This is a genomic window from Mycobacterium innocens (genome assembly GCF_900566055.1).
Classification (GTDB): Bacteria; Actinomycetota; Actinomycetes; order Mycobacteriales; family Mycobacteriaceae; genus Mycobacterium; species Mycobacterium innocens.
Genome location: NZ_UPHQ01000080.1, coordinates 1 through 24,890 on the forward strand (window position 1 = coordinate 1; position 24,890 = coordinate 24,890).

Annotated in this window: 21 protein-coding genes and 1 pseudogene; 12 read left to right on the forward strand and 10 right to left on the reverse strand. The window is 66.7% G+C overall.

The genetic code is table 11. The annotated features are described in order from the left end of the window. From EET03_RS09260 to EET03_RS09270, 3 genes and pseudogenes are all read right to left on the reverse strand, one after another. A pseudogene (locus EET03_RS09260) lies at nt 1-233 on the reverse strand (IS1634 family transposase); the annotation flags it as partial. Nucleotides 234-318: 85 nt separating this feature from the next. Then, a complete protein-coding gene (locus EET03_RS09265) occupies nt 319-1,677 on the reverse strand; it encodes a DUF349 domain-containing protein (RefSeq protein WP_075541018.1) in 1,359 nt (452 codons plus the stop codon). A gap of 196 nt (nt 1,678-1,873) precedes the next feature. Then, a complete protein-coding gene (locus EET03_RS09270; RefSeq protein WP_075541017.1) occupies nt 1,874-3,664 on the reverse strand; it encodes a serine/threonine-protein kinase in 1,791 nt (596 codons plus the stop codon). 588 nt (nt 3,665-4,252) lie between these two features. Here EET03_RS09270 and EET03_RS09275 point away from each other — a divergent pair. The 7 genes from EET03_RS09275 (at nt 4,253) to EET03_RS09310 (ending at nt 12,034) form a co-directional block, all read left to right on the forward strand. Beyond that, complete coding sequence (locus tag EET03_RS09275; protein ID WP_099194090.1) at nt 4,253-5,155, forward strand: DMT family transporter; 903 nt, start codon at nt 4,253-4,255, stop codon at nt 5,153-5,155. A gap of 505 nt (nt 5,156-5,660) precedes the next feature. Beyond that, nucleotides 5,661-6,650 carry a DMT family transporter gene (locus tag EET03_RS09285; protein WP_082274420.1) on the forward strand — a complete coding sequence of 330 codons (990 nt, stop codon included), beginning with the start codon at nt 5,661-5,663 and terminating at the stop codon, nt 6,648-6,650. Between the two features lie 70 nt (nt 6,651-6,720). Then, a complete protein-coding gene (locus EET03_RS09290) occupies nt 6,721-7,416 on the forward strand; it encodes a class III extradiol ring-cleavage dioxygenase family protein (RefSeq protein WP_075541014.1) in 696 nt (231 codons plus the stop codon). After that, nucleotides 7,413-8,342 carry a tRNA (adenosine(37)-N6)-dimethylallyltransferase MiaA gene (gene miaA / locus EET03_RS09295; RefSeq protein WP_075541013.1) on the forward strand — a complete coding sequence of 310 codons (930 nt, stop codon included), beginning with the start codon at nt 7,413-7,415 and terminating at the stop codon, nt 8,340-8,342. Before EET03_RS09290 ends, miaA begins: the two co-directional genes overlap by 4 nt. Before the next feature lie 4 nt (nt 8,343-8,346). After that, the gene (gene dapF, locus EET03_RS09300; protein WP_075541012.1) at nt 8,347-9,219 is read left to right on the forward strand and encodes a diaminopimelate epimerase; all 873 of its coding nucleotides are present in this window, start codon (nt 8,347-8,349) and stop codon (nt 9,217-9,219) included. 46 nt (nt 9,220-9,265) lie between these two features. After that, entirely contained in the window at nt 9,266-10,708 is a 1,443-nt protein-coding gene (hflX, locus tag EET03_RS09305; RefSeq protein ID WP_075541011.1) for a GTPase HflX, read from the forward strand. A gap of 165 nt (nt 10,709-10,873) precedes the next feature. After that, nucleotides 10,874-12,034 carry an acyl-CoA dehydrogenase family protein gene (locus tag EET03_RS09310; protein WP_075541010.1) on the forward strand — a complete coding sequence of 387 codons (1,161 nt, stop codon included), beginning with the start codon at nt 10,874-10,876 and terminating at the stop codon, nt 12,032-12,034. A gap of 13 nt (nt 12,035-12,047) precedes the next feature. On the opposite strand, the gene EET03_RS09315 is transcribed toward EET03_RS09310, so the two are convergent. Then, nucleotides 12,048-13,226 (reverse strand): TerC/Alx family metal homeostasis membrane protein, encoded by a 1,179-nt coding sequence (locus EET03_RS09315; RefSeq protein WP_075541009.1) that lies wholly within the window; start codon nt 13,224-13,226, stop codon nt 12,048-12,050. A gap of 291 nt (nt 13,227-13,517) precedes the next feature. Between EET03_RS09315 and EET03_RS09320 the strand changes: the two genes are divergently transcribed. Then, nucleotides 13,518-15,770, forward strand: coding sequence for an LGFP repeat-containing protein (locus EET03_RS09320; RefSeq protein WP_208649026.1), 2,253 nt, complete (start codon nt 13,518-13,520; stop codon nt 15,768-15,770). Nucleotides 15,771-15,814: 44 nt separating this feature from the next. On the opposite strand, the gene lexA is transcribed toward EET03_RS09320, so the two are convergent. Next, nucleotides 15,815-16,495 (reverse strand): transcriptional repressor LexA, encoded by a 681-nt coding sequence (gene lexA, locus EET03_RS09325; RefSeq protein WP_075541008.1) that lies wholly within the window; start codon nt 16,493-16,495, stop codon nt 15,815-15,817. A gap of 318 nt (nt 16,496-16,813) precedes the next feature. Here lexA and EET03_RS09330 point away from each other — a divergent pair, with 318 nt between their 5' ends. The 3 genes from EET03_RS09330 to EET03_RS09340 all read left to right on the forward strand — a co-directional run bounded on the left by EET03_RS09330 (nt 16,814) and on the right by EET03_RS09340 (nt 18,488). Continuing rightward, nucleotides 16,814-17,341 carry a LysM peptidoglycan-binding domain-containing protein gene (locus EET03_RS09330; protein WP_075541007.1) on the forward strand — a complete coding sequence of 176 codons (528 nt, stop codon included), beginning with the start codon at nt 16,814-16,816 and terminating at the stop codon, nt 17,339-17,341. Nucleotides 17,342-17,507: 166 nt separating this feature from the next. After that, a complete protein-coding gene (nrdR, locus tag EET03_RS09335) occupies nt 17,508-17,972 on the forward strand; it encodes a transcriptional regulator NrdR (RefSeq protein ID WP_075541006.1) in 465 nt (154 codons plus the stop codon). A 30-nt stretch (nt 17,973-18,002) separates the two neighbouring features. Then, entirely contained in the window at nt 18,003-18,488 is a 486-nt protein-coding gene (locus tag EET03_RS09340; protein WP_075541005.1) for a peroxynitrite isomerase, read from the forward strand. 2 nt (nt 18,489-18,490) lie between these two features. Here the strand turns inward: EET03_RS09340 and EET03_RS09345 are convergent, their stop codons facing one another. The 4 genes from EET03_RS09345 to sthA all read right to left on the reverse strand — a co-directional run bounded on the left by EET03_RS09345 (nt 18,491) and on the right by sthA (nt 22,989). Continuing rightward, nucleotides 18,491-19,177, reverse strand: coding sequence for a PhzF family phenazine biosynthesis protein (locus EET03_RS09345; RefSeq protein ID WP_075541004.1), 687 nt, complete (start codon nt 19,175-19,177; stop codon nt 18,491-18,493). 45 nt (nt 19,178-19,222) lie between these two features. Further along, nucleotides 19,223-20,248 (reverse strand): alpha/beta fold hydrolase, encoded by a 1,026-nt coding sequence (locus tag EET03_RS09350; RefSeq protein ID WP_075541003.1) that lies wholly within the window; start codon nt 20,246-20,248, stop codon nt 19,223-19,225. A gap of 56 nt (nt 20,249-20,304) precedes the next feature. Then, complete coding sequence (locus EET03_RS09355) at nt 20,305-21,285, reverse strand: proteasome assembly chaperone family protein (protein ID WP_075541002.1); 981 nt, start codon at nt 21,283-21,285, stop codon at nt 20,305-20,307. Between the two features lie 297 nt (nt 21,286-21,582). Further along, complete coding sequence (gene sthA / locus EET03_RS09360) at nt 21,583-22,989, reverse strand: Si-specific NAD(P)(+) transhydrogenase (RefSeq protein WP_099194364.1); 1,407 nt, start codon at nt 22,987-22,989, stop codon at nt 21,583-21,585. 114 nt (nt 22,990-23,103) lie between these two features. Between sthA and EET03_RS09365 the strand changes: the two genes are divergently transcribed. Further along, complete coding sequence (locus EET03_RS09365; protein WP_075541000.1) at nt 23,104-24,180, forward strand: DUF4192 domain-containing protein; 1,077 nt, start codon at nt 23,104-23,106, stop codon at nt 24,178-24,180. Here the strand turns inward: EET03_RS09365 and ideR are convergent, their stop codons facing one another. After that, nucleotides 24,181-24,873 carry an iron-dependent transcriptional regulator IdeR gene (gene ideR / locus EET03_RS09370; protein WP_063469091.1) on the reverse strand — a complete coding sequence of 231 codons (693 nt, stop codon included), beginning with the start codon at nt 24,871-24,873 and terminating at the stop codon, nt 24,181-24,183. It lies immediately after the preceding gene. Nucleotides 24,874-24,890: the final 17 nt, after the last annotated feature.

The window sequence follows — 24,890 nt, forward strand, 5'->3', positions numbered from 1 at the left end:
CCGGCCACATCCAGCCGGGCCAGCATCGACCACACCGCAGCCAGATCCCCGAACTGCTTGTGCTGGCTACGGATCGGCTGCCCGGCCGGCGTCTCGGACAGCTTCGCCATCACCTCCTCCGCGCTGCCCAAATACTGCTGAGACACGATGCGCGGCTTGCCCTGCACTCGGGCCGATTCCACCAGGTAGTAATAGGTCTGCTTGCCGCGTCGCTTACCCACGATCGACGCCATATATGGGTAATACACTCCAAACCCACAAACCTCAAGCACCACAACACAAGACACGCCGCTCAACCACGAAGGCCGGAAACTCCCGCTAGGACCTGCGGCTCAGCGCGTCGGCGGCAGCTTCGGCCCACTGCCGCCACTGCTCGGCGTTCGCCTTGGCCTCTTCGGCTTCCTTGGTCCTGCCAGCGGCGGCCGCTTTCGCGGCCTGCTGCTCGAACTGCTCGGCGCGGGCGCGGAATTGTTCGGCGCGTGCCTGGGCTTGCGGGTCCGCCCAATCCGATTCGCCGGCGTCGCGCACCTTTTTCTCCACCGCGCGCAAGCGGCGCTCCAACTCGGCTGATCGCTCCCGCGGTACCCGGCCGACCGCGTCCCACTTGTCGGTAATGGTCCGCAGCGCCGCCCGGGCCGCGTCAAGGTTGCTGGTGTCGAGCTTTTCGGCTTGGGCCAGCAGTGCTTCTTTGGCCTTAGCATTGGCTTGCAGCTCGGCATCTTTTTCCGCGGTCGCGGCGTTGCGGACGGTAAAGAACGCATCCTGGGCGGCCTTGAAACGGCGCCACAAGGCGTCGTCGACGTCCTTGCTGGCCCGTCCGGCGGCTTTCCATTCGGTGAGCAGCTTGCGGAATTCCGCGCTGGTGGCGGTCCAGTCCGTGGAGTCGGACAATTCCTCGGCGCGCTCGCAGAGCCGTTCCTTGGTCTGACGGACACCGGAACGCTCCCGGTCGAGTTCGGCGAAGTGGGATCCGCGCCGGCGGTTGAAGGTCTCGCGGGCCGCCGAATACCGCTTCCACAGTGCGTCGTCGACTTTGCGATCCAGACCGGTGATCGTCTTCCATTCGTCGAGGATCGCCCGCATCCGATCACCGGCGGCCTTCCACTGGGTGGAGTTAGCCGCCAACTCCTCGGCTTCGGCGGCCAGTGCCTCCTTGCGCGCGGTCTGTGTGGCACGGTGCTCGTCGCGTCTGGCGCGGTCCGCCGCGACGACGGCCTCGGCCCGCTCCCGAAGGGAGTTCAGCCTTTCCGCAAGCGCCTCGACATCGCCCAACACGCTTGCCGTGGGCAAGGTCTCGGCCACTGCCACGGCGTTGGCCCGGATCTTGCGGGCATCTCCGGTGCCCGAGGCAAGTCGCTCTTCCATCAGCGTGACCTCGGTGCTCAGGTCGTCGAACCGCCTGCCGAAATGCGCAAATGCAGCTTCCGGATCGCCCGCCTGCCAGGTGCCGACAACGCGCTCGCCGGCCGAGGTGATCAGCCACACCGTGCCGTCGTCGTCGACACGCCCGAAGCGGTGCGGATCGCTGTGCGGGGGTGCTGCCACCGGGTGCCGGACGGGCCGCGACACCGGACCCGGGCGTGGTCCCGGACGTGGCACGGCGCCTGGAACGGGCCTCGGAACCGGCCCCGGCACCGGCGGGTGCGGATCGCTGCTGCGGGGCTCGTTAGCCGTCATGTGCTCGTCACCTACCCTTTGCACCCTTTCGCGCGTGGGATACCCGCGCATCGGCCGCGCGAAGCGGCACCGTACGGCCGGCAGGCCTGATGGGCCCTATGCGTCACCAGGGTTTCCGACCGGTTCCAACAGTATTGAAGCAGCTTGCCGGGCCGTGCGCCGCCACCTTATTCGGCGTCGCGCTACGGGTGCCCGATCACCAGTGCTTTTTCCACCAGGCGTAGAGCTGGTCGAGGTTGGGTCCCTCGGGATCCCCCTGGGCGAGGAAGATCATCAGTTGGGCCTCGTTGGTCCATACCACCGTCGGGCTGCTTTCCTGGACCGCGCAGAAGACCATGCCGCCCACTTGCGTGCTCTCGGGGCGATGCCAACCCGTCGGCGACTTGGATTCCCCGGGACAGTTGACCATGATGTCGGTTCGCAGCAGTCCGTCGAAGAATTGGCGCAAGGTGGCGGTTTCCCCGAACAGTGTGTAAATCGCGCGGGAGGGTCCGCCGGCGTCGACGTTCTTGTCGCAGATGACCCTGGCCAGTGCGTCTTTGGGCGGCAGGAAAGGCCTGCAGGTGCCTGGTGCATAGCCCAACGGCAGCAGGCTGAGCAGCCGGGCCAACGCGTCTGCGGATGCCGTCGAAGCGGGAGACGTCGGTGACGGGGAGGCTGTGACCGTCCGGGGACCCGATGCCGTGTTCGGCCGAACGGTGAGCCAGATTCCCTGCGCCGCGAACACCAGCAATACCGTCAGAGCTGCGGCCGCCAGCAGTATCCACGGGTTGCGCAGCCGCCCGGAAAACGACGGCGCGCGCCGGCCGGAAGGTGGCGTGGCATCCGTTTTTTGCGGTGGTGGCTGCGGCGGCGACGGCGGCGGTGGTGGTTGCGGTGCTGGGGTGCTGGCCACGCCGGGCCAGGAGCTGGCCTCCGGGTTGGACGACGAAATGTTCACCTCCGACGTCGGAAGTGACGGAAGTGCCAGCGGCGCGGACACATTGAGGTCCGGCTGCGCCGTCGCCGCTACCGGGGTGGGCACCGATGGCGTGGAGGTCGAAAGACTCCCGTAGGTGACGCCGGTGATGCCTTCAGCCAGGACGTCGCCGTACAGGCCGCCAGCCTCCTCGCTGCGCTTGAGGATGCGAAACTCCTGCGCTTGGTGTGCTCCACTGAGTGCTTGATGAGCCGCCAGCGCCAAGTCACCCGCGCTTGCGTAGCGGTCCTCCGGCCGTTTGGCCATCCCTCGTGCGATCACCGCGTCGAAAGCGGCGGGGATCCCGGGGCGTAACTGGCTGGGGCGTGGAATCGGTGCCATCAGGTGGGCGGTGATCAGCATGCCGGCGCTGTCGGCCCGATACGGCGGCGTCCCGGTCAAGCACTCGTGCAGCACGCAGGTCAAGGAATAGATGTCGGCGCGGTGCGTCACCTCGGCATCGGAAAATCGTTCCGGGGCCATATACCGCCAGGTCCCCACCGCACTGCCGAGTTGGGTCAGCTTCTCGTCCGTTGCCGCGCTGGCGATCCCGAAATCCACCAGGTACACAAAGTCGTCGCGGGTGACCAGGATGTTCTCCGGCTTGACGTCGCGGTGCATCACCCCGGCCGCATGGGCGGCGTCCAACGCCGAAGCCACCTGATGGACCAGGGCCACCGCCCACGGGGGCGTGACCGGGCCGAACCGTTCCAACAACAGCGCCAGATGGGTGCCCTCGATCAAGCGCATGTCCAAGTACAGTTGCCCGTCGATTTCTCCGTAATCGTGGATGGGCACCACGTGCGGTTCCTGCAGCCTGCCCGCGTTGCGGGCTTCGCGTTGCATCCGCATGCGGAACACCGGATCGTGGCTCAGCGACTCCGACATCAGTTTCAGCGCCACTACCCGCTGCCTGACGGTGTCGACGGCCTCGTAGACCTCGCCCATCCCGCCGGTACCCAGCAGCCGCTTGAGGTAGTAGGGCCCGAACCGGGTACCCACTCGCGAACCTCGCGTGGAGGCACTCATCGCCGACTCCTCAAACCAACGGGTAATCGCACCAGCAAGCCACACTCACCGGCCGACCTGCTGACCGCACACCCCGGCCTAGCAATCATGACGGTAATTGCTTGCTAAAGCGGGCGCACCAAAAATGAAGCATCCGTCCCACAGCTGCAATCGTTCCGTTAGCCGGGGTGCCCTACTGCGGTAGCGGATGGGCAAGGGTGATCGGCCACGCCGGTGCCGCAACCCGACCGTGCGATATGTGCGTGCAGCACGACTGGCGCCCGATTTGTGGTGTTCGACGGTAATCGGCGTGGGGCCCGGATCAGCGCTGTCAGCGGCGTTGCTCACCGTCGGCGCTGACCTCAGGTCGCTTTGCCGGCCGAGTCGGATTTTCGGCCGCGGAGCGAGGCCGGAAATGACGGCACCGTGATTCGCATCGTCGCGAACATCGGTGGCTTGTGGTCCGCAGAGTGCGAGGGCGGCGGCAACTGAGCCATTTCGAACGGAAAGTCCCGTTGTGATGCTTAACCAGCGCACAAGAGTCATTATTGAACAAGTGTGTATCAGACGTTCGTCTGAGCGCTTCCGGCCGTTCGCAGGGAGGTCACCTTGGCCAACGTCGAGTTCGCGACGTTACTCGCGCTGGGCGCCGCGTTGCTGGCCGGCGTCGGATATGTGACCCTTCAGCGGTCCGCTCAGCAGGTCACCGACGAGGAAGTCGGCCACTTCACGTTGTTCCATCTGTCGCTGCGCCACGCCCTGTGGTGGCTGGGCAGCCTGGCCGCCCTGGGCAGTTTCGGTCTACAGGCGGTGGCACTGACCATGGGATCGGTGGTGTTGGTGCAGTCCCTGCAGGCTACGGCGCTGCTGTTCGCCTTGCCGATCGACGCTCGCACGGCCCACTACCGGTGCACCGCCAGGGAGTGGATGTGGGCGGTGTTGCTGGCCGGGGCGGTTGCCGTCATCGTTCTGGCGGGTGATCCGACGGCCGGCCACGCCCGTGCTCCGCTGTCGGACTGGGCCGTGGTCGCGATCGTGATCGTTCCGGCGGTGCTGCTGTGTGTGGTCGGCGCGCGTGTCTGGTCGGGTGCAGCGTCCGCGGTGTTGCTGGCGCTGGCGTCGTCGGCGGCTTTGGCGGTGTTCACCGTGCTGACCAAGGGAGTCGTGGCCGAACTGGCGCACGGGTTCGAGGCGATGTTTCGGACTCCCGAGTTCTATGGCTGGATGTTGGTCCTGCCGATCGGGCTGATGCTTCAACAATCGTCGCTGAGGGCGGGGTCGCTGACGGCATCACTGCCGACGATCACGGTGGCCAGACCGGTGATCGCGTCAGTGCTGGGAATCACCGTGCTCGACGAGGCGGTCCACTCGGGTGAAGGGCAGCTGTTCACGCTGGCGGTTGCGGTGGCGGTGGTGGTTGCGGCGACGGTGGCCCTGGCCCGCGACGAGGCTGCCATGATGGCCGCACCGGTGCGCGATCTGAACATGCCGGGCCAGCTTGCGGTTCCCTGACGGGCCCTTCTTGCCCCGACTTGTCCAGTCGGGTCACAGTTCGGTTGCCTTCGGGCGCGCATCGGTGACGACCTCCACGCGACCGGTAGCGTGGCTGAGAACATCGGCGAGGCGGCATGGGGCCGCGTGAATCGGACCGGCCGGTGTTGCCGGTGGGGTGCTGACGGGGGTATCACCGTAGCCGGGCCGACCCTCGCGGCGCTGCTTTCGCTCGTCGCCGCGCTCGGGTTGGTCGGCGGTCAGTCCCGCCGCAGCGGGCTGGGCATAGCCGACGTGGCTTACGTGCCGTTGACATAGGGGTTCACAGCCGCCGCATAGCTGGTGACAGGTCGTGCATAGGCGGTTGGGGAAGTATCGGGGATTGACAACCGGCGAGCAACAGGCGAAGCCTCAGGGAACGTGAGCAGCGCCATAGGATCTTCGGTGAACTGCTAGCGAACAACGGGTGTACGTGCAGTTGACCGGGGGAACGCTGGTAGGCGAGCGGAGAGGTGGAGGGTCGGCCATGTCGAAGGTTGAGGTTGCCGCGCTGATCGCATTGTGTGCGGCGCTGGCATCGGCGGTGGGCGACGTGATTCGCCAACGATCCGCCCAGGAGATTACCGACAAGCAGGTGGGTCACCTGAGGCTGTTCGGCCTGTCTCTACGTGACAGCCGGTGGTGGCTGGGCGGCGCGGCCGCGGTTCTCAATTACAGCCTGCAGGCATTGGCACTGGCCTGGGCGTCGGTGATGCTGGTGACCTCGTTGCAGGTCACCGCGCTGCTGTTCGCCCTGCCTATCTACGCGCGGTTCGCGCATCACCGGATCACCCGTTGGGAGTGGATGTGGGCGCTGGCCTTGGCGGCCGCGTTGGCGGTGGTCATCATCGTCGGAGACCCGGCGGCCGGCCATCAGCGCGCCCCGCTGCACACCTGGGTCATCGTCGGTGTGGTCCTGGGCCCGATTTTGGTGTCGTGCGTTCTTGCGGCCCGGCTGTGCGTCGGTCGCCCCCAAGCGGCGGTGTTGCTGGCGGTGGTGTCGGGTGCATCGCTGGCATTGTTCGCCGTACTGACCAAGGGAGTGGTCGAGGTTGCCGAAGACGGCCTGGGCGCGGTGCTGCTTGCACCGGAGTTCTATCCCTGGCTCTTGGCGGCATTGGCCGGCATGATTTTCCAGCAGTCCGCTTTTCGCGCTGGTGCGCTGACCGCCTCGCTACCCACCATCACCGTCGCCAAGCCCGTGGTGGCGGCGGTTCTGGGCGTTACCGTGCTCGGCGAGACCTTGGAAGCCAGCGGTCCGGAGGCGATTGTGCTGGTGCTCGCGGTGGCAGCGGTGATCGCGGCGACCGTGGCGCTGGCCCGTGGCGAGGCCGCGACCATGGTTGCTCAGACCGGGCGCGACAGGATACTGACAACGCCGCCGACGTCGTCGGCCAAGCGCGATGCCGGCGTCGGTCAGATCACCGAACCCATCGTGGTGGTCGACGGTCCGGTCTGGGGATCTTCCTCCGGGTAATCCCCGGGATGGGGTTGCCACGGGCCCGCGTGCCCGCCTGGTGCACCGCTGGACGCGTTAGTTTGGTGGCGTGCTGGGCGCCATCGCGATCGTTCCGTCCGCGCCGGTGCTCGTTGCCGAACTCGCTGGGGCGGCGGCTGACGAGGTGGCCGGCATCCGTGCGGCGGTGACCGCGGCGGCGGCCATGTTGCCGCCGCGGTGGATTGCCGTTGGGGTAGGCCCCGCCGACGGGGTCGTGGACTGCGATGCCGTCGGCACGTTCGCGGGTTTCGGCGCCGACGTCCGCGTCCGGCTCTCGCCGCTGCCCGACGACGAGCCGGGACCGCCGGCCGAGCTGCCACTGTGCGCGCTGATGACGGCCTGGATGCGGGGCCGGGCACGGCCGGAGGCCACCGCGCAGGTCCGCGTCTATGCCGGCGACCATGATGTCGACGCGGCGCTGGCGCGCGGCAGAGACCTGCGGGCCGAGATCGACCGAGTGCCCGATCTGATCGGCGTGCTGGTGGTGGCCGACGGCGTCAACAGCCTGACGCCGCAGGCACCGGGTGGTTACGACCCCGGCGGCGCCGACGTCCAGCTGGCCCTCGACGACGCGCTGGCAGCCGGCGACGTGGCGGCGCTGAGCACATTGCCGCCGCGGGTTCTCGGGCGGGCGGCATTTCAGGTATTGGCGGGCCTGGCCGGATCCGGGCCGCAATCGGCCAAGGAGCTGTACCGCGGGGCGCCCTACGGGGTGGGGTACTTCGTCGGCGTTTGGCTGCCATGAGGCCATTGGCGATCATCGGGCCGACGGGGACCGGCAAATCGCAACTGGCGCTCGATATCGCCGACCGGCTCACCGGCGAGCTGGGCGCGGAAATCGTCAACGCTGACGCTATGCAGCTCTACCGCGGCATGGACATCGGGACCGCGAAGCTGTCCGTCGAAGACCGCCACGGCATCCCGCATCATCAACTCGACGTCCTCGACGTCACCCAAACGGCGACCGTCGCGCGCTACCAGCAGGCCGCCGCAGCCGATATCGCGGACATCCGGGCCAGGGGAGCGCTGCCGATCGTGGTGGGCGGCTCGATGCTCTATGTCCAGTCGCTGCTCGACGACTGGACGTTTCCGGCCACCGACCCCTCGGTGCGCGCGCGATGGGAACGGCGCCTTGCCGAAGTCGGGGTGGGCGAGTTGCACGCCGAGTTGGCTCGCCGCGACCCGGCCGCAGCCGCAGTGATCCTGCCGACCGATGGGCGCCGAACCGTGCGGGCGCTCGAGGTGATCGAACTCACCGGGCGCCCGTTCGCCGCGTCCGCGCCGCGCATCCGGGCGCCCCGGTGGGGCACCATCATAGTCGGATTAGACTGCGCCACAACGCTTCTCGACGAGAGACTGGCGCAGCGAACCGACGCGATGTTCGAGCAGGGCCTGGTTGCCGAAGTTCGCGCGTTGCTCGGTGAGGGCCTGCGGGACGGCGTCACCGCCGCACGGGCGCTGGGTTATGCCCAGGTGATCGCGGCGCTGGACGCCGGCGGGACCGCTGCCCAGCTGCGTGACGCGCGCGAGCAGACCTACGTGGGCACCCGTCGCTACGTGCGACGGCAGCGGTCCTGGTTCCGTCGCGACCACCGGGTGCACTGGCTGGATGTGAGCTCGGCCGACAGCCTGGTGGACCACGCGATCCGCGCCTGGCGGGACGTACCCTGATCTGGTGATGTTCGCCAAGGGCCACGGCACCGAGAACGACTTCGTGCTGTTGCCCGACATCAAGGCGCAGCTGTCGCTCGGCACTGCCCAGATTGCCGCCTTGTGTGACCGCCGCCGGGGACTGGGCGCCGACGGGGTGCTGCGGGTCACCACCGCCGAAGCCGCGGTGGCCGCCGGTGTCCTCGACCGGCTGCCCGACGGCGTCGGTGCGGCCGACTGGTACATGGACTACCGCAATGCGGATGGGTCGGTAGCGCAGATGTGCGGCAACGGCTTGCGGGTGTTCGCCCACTACCTGCGTGCCAGCGGTCTGGAGCGCCGGGACGAGTTCGTCGTCGGATCATTGGCCGGCCCGCGGCCGGTCACCGTACACAGCGTCGATGCGACCAACGCCGACGTCACCGTCGATATGGGCAAGGCCAACCGGATCGGCACGGGCACCGCTGTGGTCGGGGGTCGGCGGTTCACCGGCCAGGCCGTCGACGTGGGCAACCCGCACCTGGCGTGCCTCGATCCCCGGTTGACCGTTGCGGAACTGGCGGCTTTGGACGTTGCGGCGCCGGTGAGCTTCGGCCCGGAGCAGTTCCCCGACGGGGTCAACGTCGAGGTGCTGACGGCTCCGGTCGACGGCGTGGTCAGCATGCGGGTCCATGAGCGAGGGGTGGGTGAGACCCGTTCTTGCGGCACCGGGACGGTCGCAGCCGCCGTCGCCGCGCTGGCCGGCGCCGGGGCCGAGACCGGCACGCTCACCGTGCGGGTGCCCGGCGGTGCGGTCACGGTGACCGTCACCGATGCCACCAGCTTCCTGCGTGGGCCGTCGGTGCTGGTGGCCACGGGTGAAGTCAGCGGGGAATGGTGGCGCGCCCAACAGCGTTAATTGAGGTGCACGACACCGATTCAGCGTGCACTATTGCTAATTGCCTATGACATATCCCAAATTTCCCCATCAAGATCCGTTGGAGCCCAGCACCGGCGAACTTGCCCTCGAGGACAGGTCGGCGCTGCGCCGGGTCGCGGGGTTGTCGACCGAGTTGGCCGACATCTCCGAGGTCGAGTACCGCCAGCTGCGCCTGGAGCGCGTGGTGCTGGTAGGCGTCTGGACCGAGGGCAGCGCCGCCGACACCGAGGCCAGCATGGCGGAGTTGGCGGCGCTTGCGGAAACCGCCGGCTCCCAGGTACTGGAAGGGATCATCCAGCGCCGCGACCGGCCGGACCCGTCGACCTACATCGGCTCCGGCAAGGCGGCCGAACTCCGCCAGATCGTCGTGGCCACCGGAGCCGATACCGTCATCTGCGACGGAGAGCTCTCTCCAGCCCAGCTGACCGCGCTGGAGAAGGCGGTCAAGGTCAAGGTCATCGACCGCACCGCGCTTATCCTCGACATCTTCGCCCAGCACGCCACCAGCCGGGAGGGCAAGGCCCAGGTGTCGTTGGCCCAGATGGAGTACATGCTGCCGCGGCTGCGGGGCTGGGGCGAGTCGATGTCGCGGCAGGCCGGTGGCCGCGCCGGCGGCAGCGGCGGCGGAGTGGGTCTGCGCGGTCCCGGTGAAACCAAGATCGAGACCGACCGGCGCCGCATCCGCGAGCGGATGGCCAAGCTGCGCCGCGAGATCAAGGAGATGAAGCAGGCCCGCGACACCCGGCGCAGCCGTCGGGTGCACAGCGACCTGCCGTCAATCGCCATCGTGGGCTACACCAACGCCGGCAAGTCCAGCCTGCTCAACGCGCTGACCGGGGCCGGGGTGCTGGTGCAGGACGCGCTGTTCGCGACGCTGGAACCCACCACCCGGCGCGCGGAGTTCGATGACGGTTCGGGCCGGCCGGGCCGTTTCCTGCTCACCGACACCGTCGGCTTCGTCCGGCATCTGCCTACCCAGCTGGTGGAAGCGTTCCGCTCCACCTTGGAAGAGGTCGTCGACGCGGATCTGCTGGTGCATGTCGTCGACGGCGCCGACGCGAACCCGCTGGCCCAGATCAACGCGGTGCGTCAGGTGATCTCCGAAGTGATCGCCGACCACCGGGCTGAGGGCGGGGACGCGCCGCAGGAACTGCTGGTGGTCAACAAGGTCGACGCCGCCAGCGACCTGGCGTTGGCCAAACTGCGTCACGCGCTGCCCGGCGCGGTATTCGTCTCGGCCCGCACCGGAGACGGTGTCGACGCGCTGCGGCGGCGGATGGCCGAGCTGGCCGCTCCCACCGACGCCGCCGTGGACGTCGTGATCCCCTACGACCGTGGCGATCTGGTGGCCCGCCTGCACTCCGACGGACGCGTCCAGCACGAGGAGCACAGCGCCCACGGCACCCGGATCAAGGCGCGGGTTCCGGCGACGTTGGCCGGGCGCCTGCAGGAGTTCGCCGTCCGCTGAGTTGCGCCGAGACTGCCGCGGCGTGTCGCATGCGCGGTGGTCATGTCGCGCAACCGGACCACTGACCTGGCGCGCCGATTAAGGCACCAGACCCTCGGCGGCTGCCGACCAACCGGCTGGTTGGTATATGTTGGGCAGCAGAGTTCGCTTCGCCGGAGGTTATTCATGGGCAGTGCCGTCAAGTACCAGCGCACGCTTTTCGAGCCCGAGCACGACTTGTTTCGCGAGTCCTACCGGGCCTTTCTGGACCGCCACGTGGCGCCGTACCACGATGAATGGGAAAAGGCCAAGATCGTCGATCGCGGGGTGTGGCAGGAGGCCGGCAAGCAGGGTTTCCTCGGCATGGCGGTGCCCGAGGAGTACGGCGGCGGCGGTAACCCCGACTTCCGGTACAACACAATCATCACCGAGGAGACCAGCGCCGGACGCTACAGCGGCATCGGCTTCGGGCTGCACAACGACGTCGTGGCGCCGTATCTGCTGGCGCTGACGACTGAAGAGCAGAAGCAGCGCTGGTTGCCGAAGTTCTGCAGCGGGGAGTTGATCACGGCGATCGCGATGACCGAGCCGGGAACCGGTAGCGACCTGCAGGGCATCAAGACTCGCGCGGTCAAGCACGGTGATCACTACGTGCTGAACGGCTCGAAGACATTCATCACCAACGGGATCAACTCCGACCTGGTGATCGTGGTCGCCCAGACCGACCCCGAGAAGGGCGCGCAGGGCTTTTCGCTGCTCGTGGTCGAGCGCGGGATGCAGGGGTTCGAACGCGGCCGCCACCTGGACAAGATCGGGCTGGACGCGCAAGACACCGCCGAACTGTCGTTCACCGATGTGAAGGTTCCGGCCGAAAATCTTCTCGGCGAAGAAGGCATGGGATTCATCTACCTGATGCAGAACCTGCCGCAGGAACGCATCTCGATCGCCATCATGGCGGCCGCCGGAATGGAGGCCGTGCTGGAGCAGACACTGCAATACGTCAGGGAACGCAAGGCTTTCGGCAAGCCGATCGGCAGCTTCCAGAACAACCGGTTCGTGCTGGCCGAGCTGGCCACCGAGGCCACCGTGGTGCGGATCATGGTCGACGAGTTCATCGCCCTGCACCTCGAAGGCAAGCTGACGGTCGAGCAGGCCGCCATGGCCAAGTGGTATTCCACCGAGAAGCAGGTGTACTTGAACGACCGTTGTCTGCAGCTGCACGGCGGTTACGGCTATATGCGCGAATACCCGGTCGCCCGCGCCTTTCTCGATGCGCGGGTGCAGACCATTTACGGCGGCACGACCGAAATCATGAAGGAGATCATCGGCCGCGGTCTGGGTGTCTAGGCGCCCGGTCGGCTCATCCGTGCGCTTCGTGTGCGTCGTGGGCGCTGCGCAACAGCGCCGTCAGCTCTTCTTCCTGCTTGGTCGGTGCGCGATACGTCTTTGAGAGCGAGTCGATCTCGTGTTCGGCGGCCAGCAGTGCCGCGAAGATCTTCTCGCGTTCGGCCGGATCCGCCTCGTAATGCAGGTCGAGATATTCCAGTGCGTGCCGGCGTGCCCGGGCGACGGCGTTTTGCTTGCGCCCGCGGGGCGAGAACAACGACGCCACGGTGGTGATGAACAGGACGGCGACGATCACCGTCAACGACGTCGCCGTCGTGATCTCTACGATCGGTACCGGCCTGCCGTCGTTGATGAAGGGAATGTTGTTGTCGTGCAACGCTTCCAGCATCAACTTCACGCCGATGAAGCCCAGGATCGCGGCCAGCCCGTAAGACAGGTAGATCAACCGGTCCAGCAGATTGTCGATCAGGAAGTACAACTGGCGCAGCCCCAACAGCGAGAAGGCGGTTGCGGCGAACACCAGGTAGACATTCTGGGTCAGTCCGAACAGCGCCGGCACGGAATCGAACGCGAACAGCACGTCACTGCCGCCGATGGCGATCATGACCAGCAGCAGCGGCGTCATCACCCGTTTGCCGTTTTCGACGACGAACAATCGGTCGCCGCGGTAGTCCGGGGATGTGCGCAAGAATCGGTTGGCCAGCCGCAGGATCAGGTTATCATTGCGGGTTTCGGGCGGTTCCGGTTTGGCGAGGTTGCCCGCCATGACCAGCAGACCCAAGCCGAACGCGTAGAACGTCCAGTTGAAGTTGTCGATGAGCGCGGCCCCCAGCAGGATGAATCCGGTGCGTGCGACGAGCGCGAACGCAATACCGAACAACAGCACCTTCTGCTGAGCGACCCGCGGAACCCCGAAGCTGCTGATGATCACCAGAAACACGAACAGGTTGTCGACGGACAGAGCCTCGTTGCTCAGGTAGCTCGCGAAGTACTCGATTCCCATGGCAGCGCTGCCGAAGACGGCCACCGCGATACCGAACAGCACGGCGAAGCCGATGAACATCGCCGACCACAGCGCGGACTCCCGTAGCGTCGGGCCGTGCGTATGCCGTACGTGGAAGACGTAATCCACCAGCATCAGGGCCGTGATCATGACGATCGTGAGGACCCAGACAACTACGGAAACACCCATGTCAGCTGGGTATCCTCTCGTGGGGTCAGTCGGGCTGGGCTCTCGGGCACGTTAGCGTACAACTGGTGCGGGCCGAGTTGCGGTTCCTCGCGACACGCACGCGATCCGGCATCATTTCGGAATCAGCTGGATATCCGTTTTCGGAATATTTACGATTTGACTTCGCATTTGTCGTTCGCTAGAGCAAAGTTATGCGGGCCCGGCGACGATGCGGAACGTAGCTGGGGGACGGCCCACAGGTGGGAAATCCGCCAGCTCGCGGCGCGGGCAGGGCATCGGCTGGGAGGCTTGGTGAACGGGCAGAGAGGTCAATTGAGCAGGCTGGTCGGGCGTGCGTTGCTCAGCTTGGCGGCTACGGTGCTGGCTGTCGGGCTGCTGGCGCCTACTGCGGCAGCGTCTCCGATAGGTGATGCGGAAGCCGCCATGATGGCCGCGTGGGAGAAGGCGGGGGGCGCGACATCGACGCTCGGCGCCCGGAAAGGTGACGTCTATCCCGTCGGGGATGGGTTCGGCCTGGACTTCGACGGCGGCAAGATGTTTTACACCACGGATACGGGTGCCAAATATGTGTACGGCCCGGTCCTGGCAAAATATGAGGCGCTGGGCGGGCCGGCCGACAGCGACTTGGGATTTCCCACCATCAACGAGGTTCCCGGCCTCGCCGGCCCCGACAGTCGGGTGAGCACCTTTTCTGCCAGCGACAACCCGGTGATTTTCTGGACGCCCGACCACGGCGCGTTCGTGGTGCGCGGCGCGATGAACGCTGCGTGGGACAAGCTCGGCAGCTCTGGGGGCGTGCTGGGTGCCCCGGTCGCCGATGAAACCTACGACGGCGACGTCGTATCCCAGAAGTTCACCGGCGGCGAAGTCTCCTGGAACAAGAAGACCAAAGATTTCACCACGAACCCGGCGGTATTGGCTGATCAGCTGAAGGGCTTACAGGTGGCGCTCGACCCCACCGCCGCCATCAACATGGCCTGGCGCGCCGCCGGCGGCGCCGCCGGCCCGTTGGGCGCCAAGAAGGGCGCGCCGTACCCGATCGGCGGTGACGGTATCGCCCAGGACTTTGTCGGCGGCAAGATCTTCTTCAGTCCGGCCACCGGTGCGAACGCCGTGGAGGGCGCGATCCTGGCCAAATACGAGTCGCTGGGCGGTCCGGTCAGCAGCGACCTTGGTTTCCCCATCGCCAACGAGTCCGACGGCGGCATCACGTCGGCCAGCCGGATCGCGGCGTTCTCCGCCGCGGACAAGCCGGTGATCTTCTGGACCCCTGATCACGGCGCCTTTGTGGTGCGCGGAGCGATGAAGGCCGCCTGGGACAAGCTCAAAGGTGCCACCGGCAAACTCGGTGCGCCGGTCGCCGACCAGACCGTCGACGGCGACGTGGTGTCGCAGAAGTTCACCGGCGGCAAGGTGTCCTGGAACCGCGCGAGCAATACCTTCACCACCGACCCGGCGAACCTGGCGCCGCTGCTATCCGGGCTGCAGGTGTCCGGGCAGAATCAGCCCAGTACCTCGGCGGCTCCATCGCACGGCAAGAAGTTCACCTGGCACTGGTGGTGGCTGGTGGCCGTGGTCCCCGTCGTGCTGCTGATCGTGATGTTCGTGTTGGTCGTGTTGGGCGTGCGCCGGCGGCGCACCGGCCAGCCCGCCGTCTACGAGGCATACGAGCACGAGCAGGATCGCGATGTGGAGGCCGGCTATGACGCCGCCGGTGGGCGCTGGCCGCACGACGACATCGATTTCGGCTCCGAAGACTTCCCGGCTGACGACCAGCACCTACAGGAACATCGCGGTCCGGACGCCGGGGCGCCGTCGCGGGTCAGCTGGCCACGGGGCGCCGCGACCGGCGCTGGCGTCGACCAATATGCCTCTGGCAGTGGCGAATACGGCGGCGATGCACTGCGCGCGTCGGATATGGGCTTCGAGTTTGACGAAGAAAATCCCGACGCGGTGGATACCACGCCGACGCCCATCGTGACCCGCGCCGACCTCGCGGAGGCGGCGGTGCCCGAGCCCGACGTTCCGGAAACCGTGCTTGGCGAACCCGTGGTACCAGAGACATATGCGCCGGAAGCGGCGGTTCCGGAGGCAGCGGCTCCCGAGGTAGCCGTGCCGGAGACCGCGGTTGCGGATGCCGCCTTCCCGGATGCTTTCGCCCCGCGCGCTGCCTCCGCCGATGCCGAGCCCGGCTACGCGGAGGTCGCCCCGGAGGCATTCCCGGAAGTCTTCCCGGAGGTTTCGGCTCCTCACGGGAGGACGGGGCGCCACGCTGCCGCGGAGCCTGAGGATGAGCCGCAAGCGCCGGAATCGGCTCTCACGCCCACGGTTGCTTCCGGGCCGGGCCCGGCTGTGCGGCCGACCATCCACATGCCGCTGGACCACGACCCATATCAGGCGCCAGAGGGATATCCGATCAAAGCCAGTGCCCGGTTCGGCTTGTATTACACGCCCAGCAGTGCGCTCTATTACGACACGCTTGCCGAGATCTGGTTCGCCAGCGAGGAAGCCGCCCAAGCCAACGGTTTCATCAAAGCGGACTAGAGGAGTCCGGCTCCCGGCGATGTCTGCCGGGTGGCGGGTCGGCCCTATATCTTGCGGATCACCGTGACGACCTTGCCCAGCACCGTTGCGTCGTTACCGGGTATCGGGTCGAAGGCCGGATTGTGGGGCATCAGCCACACCTGACCGCCTGCGCCTTTGAAGGTCTTGACGGTGGCCTCGCCGTCGATCATTGCCGCGACGATGTCGCCGTTGTCGGCGACGTTCTGCTGTCGCACGACCACCCAGTCGCCGTCGCAGATCGCGGCTTCGACCATCGAGTCGCCGACGACCTTGAGCAGGAACAGCGTTCCCTCGCCGACGAGCTCACGCGGCAGCGGGAACACGTCTTCGACGGCTTCCTCGGCAAGGATCGGGCCGCCGGCCGCGATGCGCCCGAGGACCGGGACAAAGGTGGGCTCGGGCAGGGCGTCCGAGCCGGCGACCTCGGTGACCGCCGCCGGTGTCACGATGTCTTCGACACCGCGGACGTCGACCGCACGCGGGCGGTTCGGGTCACGCCGCAGATAGCCCTTGCGCTCCAGTACGCGCAGTTGGTGGGCTACCGACGAGGTCGACGTGAGACCGACGGCGTCGCCGATCTCGCGGATGCTGGGGGGATATCCGCGGTTGGTGACCGAGGTGCGGATGACGTTCAAGATGGTGCGCTGCCGCTCGGTGAGCGTGGGGTCCACGGAACCGACCGAGGGGGCGTTGCTGTCGCTCATGGCTCTGAATGTAACCCGACGGCGCCCGAGAATCAAACATGTGTTCGACCCCAGTGTGTCGGGGCGGGCTTGACGGCCGTCCTAGCCCAGTCCTGGCCCGGCCGACCCGCTGAGGTGCCGAATGACAAACGCGTAACTATTCGCCCGATCGGGTATCCGGTGCCTCATGGCAGCGACGGCGACCGACCGGCCTTGTCGGTGGCACGGTCTAGCGTTTTGTTCGCGCGACACGCTTCGATCAGATGTTCGGCAATCGAACACACAATCGACTAGGGTGTCGAACACACGAGCGGTTAATTCTCGGGCGGAGGAAGGAACATGACACTCAAGCAGGCATTCCCGGCGCGTACCCGTGGCGCGTCCCTGCCGGTAACCAGGCCGGTAACCAGGCCGGTCAATAGGCCGGTCAGCAGGCCTCTTCGTGGGCCTCTCGGGGCCCGGGGCGGGACGATGCCGCGGCGGCCGGGGCCGTGCCGGCCGGTCGGCGCGTCGCTGCGCTACCGGGGCACTGGCGTGGCGCTATCGACGGCTCCGCATCGCAGGCGTCCCGTCTCGGCGGCGACGACGGTGGGTCTGGCGGTGCTTGCCGGGATGATCACGCTGTGGCTGGGCCTGATGGCGCATTTCGGGGAGCTGGCCAACAGCAATTCCGCGGATTCGTCGACTCGGGCGCCCGACCGGCTTGCCGTGGTGCGAGTAGCGGCCGGCGAGTCGCTGCAGGACGTGGCGGCCCGGGTCGCGCCCGATACGCCGGTGCGTCGGGTTGTCGAACGGATCCGCGAATTGAACGACCTGGATTCGTCGACGCCGGTCGCCGGGCAGACGTTGATCGCCCCGGTCGGCTGAGGACACCATGCGGGATGGCGGCGAAAAGCGCCGCGCGCCAACGTTTCCGAGTTACCGCGGAATCGAACATGCATGGATGGCAACGGCGTTGGCAGTGCGTGGTAGCGCGCAGGTAGTCTCGGAGAGGTCTGAAACACCGGGATGCCACGACGGCGAAGGAGCGGCCATGCACTGTCCGTTCTGCCGGCATCCCGACTCGCGGGTGATCGACTCACGGGAAACCGATGAGGGCCAGGCAATCCGGCGGCGCCGGTCGTGCCCGGAATGCGGGCGACGTTTCACCACCGTGGAGACGGCGGTCCTGGCTGTGGTCAAGCGCAGCGGGGTCTCCGAACCGTTCAGCCGGGAAAAGGTCATCAGCGGGGTGCGCCGGGCGTGTCAGGGCCGCCAGGTCGACGATGACGCGCTGAACCTGCTCGCCCAGCAGGTGGAAGACACCGTGCGGGCCGCGGGGTCGCCCGAGGTGCCCAGTCACGACGTCGGCCTGGCCATCCTGGGGCCGCTTCGCGAACTCGACGAGGTTGCCTATCTGCGTTTCGCGTCGGTGTACCGGTCTTTTTCGTCGGCCGAGGATTTCGAGCGGGAGATCGAGGCACTGCGCGCGCACCGCAAGATATCGACTTCACGCTGATTCGGGCGCGACGCCGTTAGGATCCTTGTCATGTCTGCGGAGCTGCACCCCGATCTTGGACCCTTGGAGCCATTGCTGGGCACCTGGGTGGGCCGGGGTGCCGGTGAATATCCCACGATCGAGCCGTTCGAGTATTTCGAAGAGGTCGAGTTCTCACATGTCGGCAAGCCGTTTCTCGTTTACGGGCACAAGACCCGTGCGGCGGACGACGGCAGGCCATTGCATGCCGAGGCGGGTTACCTGCGTGTTCCCCAACCGGGCCAGGCGGAGTTGGTCTTAGCGCACCCCAGCGGCATCGCCGAAATCGAGTTGGGCACGTATTCGGTGGGCGACGACGCCGTGCACCTCGAGTTGGCCACCGCAACCATCGGATTGACTCCCACCGCAAAAGAGGTTACGGCGATCACCCGTTCCTTCAGCGTTGCCGGCGACGAGCTCTCGCACTCGTTGCGGATGGCCGCTGTCGGGCAACCCTTACAGCATCACGTCGCCGCCTTGTTGCACCGTCAGCGCTGACGTCAAACCAGTTGCATCACACCGTCATCGGCGACCAATCCGGCAACCGTGACCCAGCCCTCGGCGCTCCACGTCGTCTTGAGCACCGATCCCTTGCCCTGCGTGATGGTCAGGTCGCGGCTTAGGTAGTCGGTGATCCGCATGGCCGCCGAACCGGTCGCTTCGTCTTCCTCGACCCCCAGGTTGGAGGCGAACATCCGGGCCCGTAGGGCGCCGGCAGGCTCGTCGGTCCAGGTCCACAGGTAATGCGAGGTGTCGTCGGAGAAGTCGTCGGGGTCCGCGGCCGCCAGGGCATCGAGTGAGCCGAGATGATGGATGGCCAATTCGGGTGCCCATTCGGCTCGTGCGCTGATGGCGGTCAGGTCGTTGTCATAGCTAACCTGCACCAGACCGGCCGACACATGCAGTGTCTTGATCGGCATTCCCCGCTCACGCAGCCACCACGACACGCCCACGATAGGATGGCCGGCGAACGGAAGGCTGGTGCGGGGAGTGTGGATGGTGGCGTGGGCGGTGTGCGAGCCGGCGGCCGGGAGGTCGACGAAAATGGTCTCGCTGTAGCCCAATTGGTTTGCCAGCTGCTGTCGGTCGCGGGGTTGGACCCGGCTCGCATCGACTATGCCGAGCGGATTGCCGAAGTTCCCCTCGGAGTCGGTGAACACCCGCAACACCGTTACCTCGATGCCCATGGCCCGACTGTACGACGCCGCGCGAATCGATGACGGCCGGGTTGATCAAGTGGCGCTGCGTTCATCGGAACCCATCGCACTGAGCACGGCAATGCGGGTATCGGCCGGGCCAGAAACAGCTCCTTCGCCACCGCCGGTACGAAGCAATTCCCGAAGCGCGGCCTGATCGTATTCGGCCGGTTCGGTGCTGTCGATGAAGCGTTGCACGGAGTCGATGAAGCGGGCGGGATCGTCATGGAACGGGAAATGCCCGGAGCCCTCGAAGATCTCCAGGTGCGAGCCGGGTATCGCGGCGTGTGCCAGCCGGGCGTGGCGGACGGGGACCACGACGTCACGGCTGCCCCAGATGATCTGCACCGGGATGGCCTGGGTCAAATAGCATCGGTCCAGCATGGTGACGATCTGCCCGCGCCAGTCCACCACGGCGCGCAGGGTGCGCGTGAACGCCGACGAGGCCGTCGGCTCGGGCAGGTCGTCCAGGATTCGCAGCACATTGGGCAGGTCGCGGCCCAGGGCGGTTGAGCCGATCGCCAGCCCCAGCACCCGCCCGACCACCTGAACCGTTGGCCGCACCATCGGCAACCGCAGCAATGCCAGCGCTTCGGCGCCCATCGGCAGTGAGGCCAACCGGAACACGACGTTGACGTCCTTGGTGACGCCACCGGCGCCGATCAGGATCAGCCGGTCGACCAGCTGGGGAAACTGGTAGGCGAATTGCATCGCCACGCCTCCGCCGAGCGAATGGCCGATGACGGTCACCCGCTCGATGTCGAGCACGCTGAGCAGGTCGCGCATGCCGTTGGCATAGGCGGCCACCGAGTAGTCGGCGCGCGGCTTATCGGACTTTCCATGGCCCAACAGGTCCGGAGCAATCACGGTGAACCGCTGCGCAAGCTTGGCGTGGACGCCGGTCCAGGTCGTCGAATTGTCCCCGATGCCGTGGACCAGCAGGATCGCCGGCCCGGATCCGGCGATCCGGAACGCGCGCTTGTAACCGTGAATAGTGCGGAACTGCAGCGAAGGCGCAGTTATTTCGCGCACTGGGCGAAGGTTGCGCTTCCGCTCGGTCATTCGCCAACCTCGTTGTCGGGCCGCCTACGGCTTTCTCGGGGACGGTGTTGGAGGCATCAAGCCTGGTCGTCGTCGTCGTCGCGCTTCTTCTCTGCCTGCTGGGCCAGGAATCGCTCGAACTCCGCACCCAACTCGTCGCCGCTAGGCAGATCCTCGTCACGCGTGAGTAACGATCTGTTTTCCTGAGCGTCGATGAAGGCATCGTACTGGCGCTCGAGGGCTGCCACCACTTGGCCGACTTCCGCGCTTGCCTGGACTTGTTCGTCGATCTTGGCCCGGATCTCCGCCGCGGCTTCTGCCAGCGCCGCCAATGGCAGTTCCAACGATCCCGTCTTGGCGACTTGCTCGAGCAGCGACTGCGCGGCCGCCGGGTAGTCGGTCTGCGTCAGGTAGTGCGGGACGTGCACGGTGAACCCGACGACCTCATGACCATGCTGCGCCATTCGGTATTCCAACAGGTTGGACGCGCTTGCCGGAACTTGGATTTCGGAGATCCACGGCTGGAAGTCGGCGATCAGTTCCGGATTGTTGGAGTGGGCGGTCATCGTGATCGGGCGGGTATGTGGTACGGCCATGGGAACGGTGCCCAGGCCGATGGTCTGCCGAACCCCCAGGCGTTCGGCCAGCAGTCGCACGGCGGTGATGAATCGCTCCCATTTCAGGTCCGGCTCCAAACCGGCCAGCAGCAGAAACGGGGTGCCGACGCTGTCGCGCAGTGCATACAGGCTGAGCTCGGGGTCGTCATAGCTGGTGAAGTGGTCAGTCTTGAAGGTCATCAGCGGCCGCCGGGAGCGATAATCCAGTAATTCGTCGATCGCAAACGACGCGACCAGCTCGGTGTCCAGTGACCCCTTCAGGTGGGCAGCGGCCAGCCGAATTGCGTGCCCTGCGTCGGAAAAGCCCTCCAAAGCGTGCACCAACACCGGACCACGGCCATCCGACGTCGACAATTGCGGCGCCGGCAACTCGAGGTCGTACATGCCAGGTTGCCCGGGTTGGAAGTCCTGCGCCTCATCCCGGTCTTGATTGTGCGTCATGGGTGTTGCCTCCTCTCGGGGGTCTAACCGGGGTGCTCTGATCAGTGTCTCTCAAATCAACGGGCCCCAATGAACGAACATCTCACTTATGCGCACATCTTCATAACGCGAAAAGCTCCACGCCGTATTCGCAGCGAACCGCGACGGGCGACCGTGGACGGCCAAGTCGGCAGCCAAACCGCCGCCCCTCGTTCGACGAGCACCGTCCTGCGCTACCGGCCCAAGCCGCGCCGGCGCCCGGGCGATGTTAGGGCGATCCGAGGCCGACCGATTCCGACGATACGGCCTCGTGACGCATTAGCGGCGGAACTGATTGAGCGCCCGCACCTTGTTCATCACGTCGAGCGCTGCCACCTTGTAGGCCTCGGAGAATGTCGGATAGTTGAAAACCGCGTCGACCAGGTACTCGACGGTGCCTCCGCACCCCATGACGGCCTGTCCGATGTGCACCATCTCGGTGGCACTCGTGCCGAAGATATGCACGCCGAGCAGCTTGAGATCGTCGGTGGACACCAGCAGTTTGAGCATGCCGTAGGAGTCGCCGGCGATTTGGCCGCGGGCCAGTTCCCGGTAGCGCGCCACGCCCACTTCGTAGGGGATGGATTCCTTGGTCAGTTTCACTTCGGTGGAGCCGACGTAGGAGATCTCGGGGATCGAATAGATGCCGATCGGCTGCAGGTCGGTGATGCCGTCGGTCGGTTCCCCGAACGCGTGGTACGCAGCTAGCCGGCCCTGCTCCATCGACGTCGCAGCCAGCGCCGGAAAGCCGATGACATCGCCGACGGCGTAGATATGGTCCACCTTGGTCTTGAACTGTTCGTCCACCCATATTCGCCCGCGGCGTTCGACCTCCAGGCCGGCGTTGGACAGGTCGAGGTGGTCGGTCTGGCCTTGGCGTCCGGCGGAGTACATCACTGTCTCGGCGGGAATCTGTTTGCCGCTGGCCAGGGTGGTGACGGTGCCAGCCGAGCCGACGTCGACAGCGGTGACCTCTTCACCGAACCGGAATGTCACCGCCAGGTCGCGCAGGTGGAATTTCAGCGCCTCGACGACCTCGGGGTCGCAGAAGTCCAGCATGTCTTCCCGCTTCTCGACGACGGTCACCTTGGTGCCCAGCGCGGCGAACATCGAGGCATATTCGATACCGATCACGCCGGCACCGACCACGACCATCGAGGCCGGGAGCGACTTGAGGTCCAGGATCCCGTCGGAGTCGAGGACCCTTTCTTCGTCGAATTCGACGCCGGACGGCCGGGCCGGCCTGGTGCCGGTGGCGATCACGATGTAATCGCCTGTGACAGTGGTCTTTTCGCGGCGCGTCTGGTCTTCGACCATGATGGTGTGCGGATCGATGAACCGGCCGTGCCCCACCAGCAGGTCGACCCGGTTGCGCATCAACTGATTGCGTACCACGTCGACTTCCTTGCCGATCACATGCTGGGTCCGGGCCAGCAAATCGGCCGGGGTGATCCGGTCCTTGACGCGATAGCTGGCCCCGTAGAGTTCGCGCTGATTCATGCCGGTGAGGTAGAGCACCGCCTCGCGCAACGTCTTCGATGGAATGGTGCCGGTGTTGACGCAGACGCCGCCCAGCATTCGGCCACGTTCGACGATCGCAACGGATTTGCCCAACTTGGCCGAGGCAATGGCCGCCTTCTGGCCGCCAGGCCCAGAGCCGAGAACCACCATGTCGTACTCGCGCATCGACCCCATGAGATAGACAGTAGAACGCACAGTGGCGACTTCGTCCACAGGATGGCGGCCCAGGTGCCGGATGTGCGCACCGGCTGACGGTGCCGGTCGTCAGCGTTGACGCCTATGACGAAGCATCGACCTGACTTTGAACTGAATCGCCCCGGCGCCCTGATCGCCGCGCTGCCGGCCATCCTCGGCTTCGTGCCAGAAAAATCGCTGGTCCTGGTCTCGGTGGCCGACGGTGAACTGGGATCGGTGATGCGCGTTGACCTGTCGGAGGACCTTGGCCACCGGGTCGAGCAGCTCGCGGAGGTCGCCGGCGCGGCTGACCCCGAGGCCGCGATCGCGGTGATCGTCGACGCGGACGGAGCGCAGTGTCCGGGATGCAGCGACGAGTACCGCCGGGTCTGCGATGCGCTGACCGAGGCGCTGGCGCAGCGTGACATCGTGCTCTGGGCGGCCCACGTGGTCGACCGCATCGCGGTCGGCGGACGCTGGCATTGCGTCGACGGCTGCGGTTCGGGTGGCGTCATCGACGACCCGGCGGCGTCGCCGCTGGCGGTGGCGGCGGTGCTCGACGGTCGGCGGCTGTACCCGCGGCGTGCCGACCTGGAGGCCGTCGTCGCGGTGGACGACCGGGCGCGCACCGGCACACTGGCCGCCACCGTGAAGCGAGAGGCGGCCGAGCGTGAGATCGCCGAGCGCGCCGACCCGTTGGGCTGTAGCCGTCGCGACGTGGAGAAGGCGATGGCCGCTGCCGCGCGGGTGGCCGACGGGCAACAGCTATCGGACGTGGAGCTGGCACAGTTGGGCTGTGCGCTGACCGACGTGCGGGTGCGCGACACGCTCTATGCCCTCGCGGTCGGTGAGAACTCCGGTCCGGCCGAGTCGTTGTGGGCGGTACTGGCGCGCGCGCTACCCGAGCCGTGGCGGGTGGAGGCACTGGTGTTGCTGGCGTTCAGTGCCTACGCCCGCGGAGACGGTCCGCTGGCCGGGGTGTCCCTGGAGGCCGCGCTGCGCTGCTCGCCAGGGCATCGGATGGCCGGCATGCTAGACACGGCGTTACAGTCCGGGCTTCGGCCGGAGCACATCCGGGAACTCGCGACCACCGGCTATCGGTTGGCTCGGCAACTCGGCGTGCGGTTACCGCCGCGACGGGCGTTCGGTCCATCCGGTCAATCCGGCCGATGTGCGGGGTAGTCAGACCTTCTCGACTTTGACGGCGTGCGCCATCGCGTGGGGCAGGGTGACGTTCTCATGCCCCGGGATGACGATGGTCACGCCGCCTCCCGGACTGGTTTCGACCGTCACGCGGGCGTTCGGCACGACGCCGGCGTCCTTGAGCCGCGTGATCAAGTCGATGTCGCCTTGAACATGCTCGGTGAGCTGGCGAACGACTACTGCCACCGGCGGACCGGCCGGCAGCTCGGTCAGCCGCACCAGGTCGGCGTCTTCGGCGCCGAATTCCGGGCCCACGCCCAGGTCCAGCAAGCCCGGAATCGGATTGCCGAACGGAGACGTCGTCGGGTTGTTCAGCACCTTGACCAGCCGACGCTCGACATCTTCACTCATCACGTGCTCCCACCGGCATGCCTCGGCGTGCACCTCTTCCCACGGCAACCCGATGACGTCGACGAGGAGTCGTTCGGCGAGGCGGTGCTTGCGCATCACCGCGATCGCCAGCGCCCGGCCCTTGTCGGTGAGTTCGAGGTGGCGATCCCCGGCCACCCGGAGCAATCCGTCCCGCTCCATCCGGGAAACGGTCTGGCTGACAGTCGGCCCGCTCTGCTCCAAGCGCTCGGCAATCCGGGCGCGCAGCGGCGTGACGCCCTCTTCCTCGAGGTCGTAGATCGTCCGCAAGTACATCTCGGTGGTATCAACCAAGTCGTTCATTCAGCATCCTCCGTTGC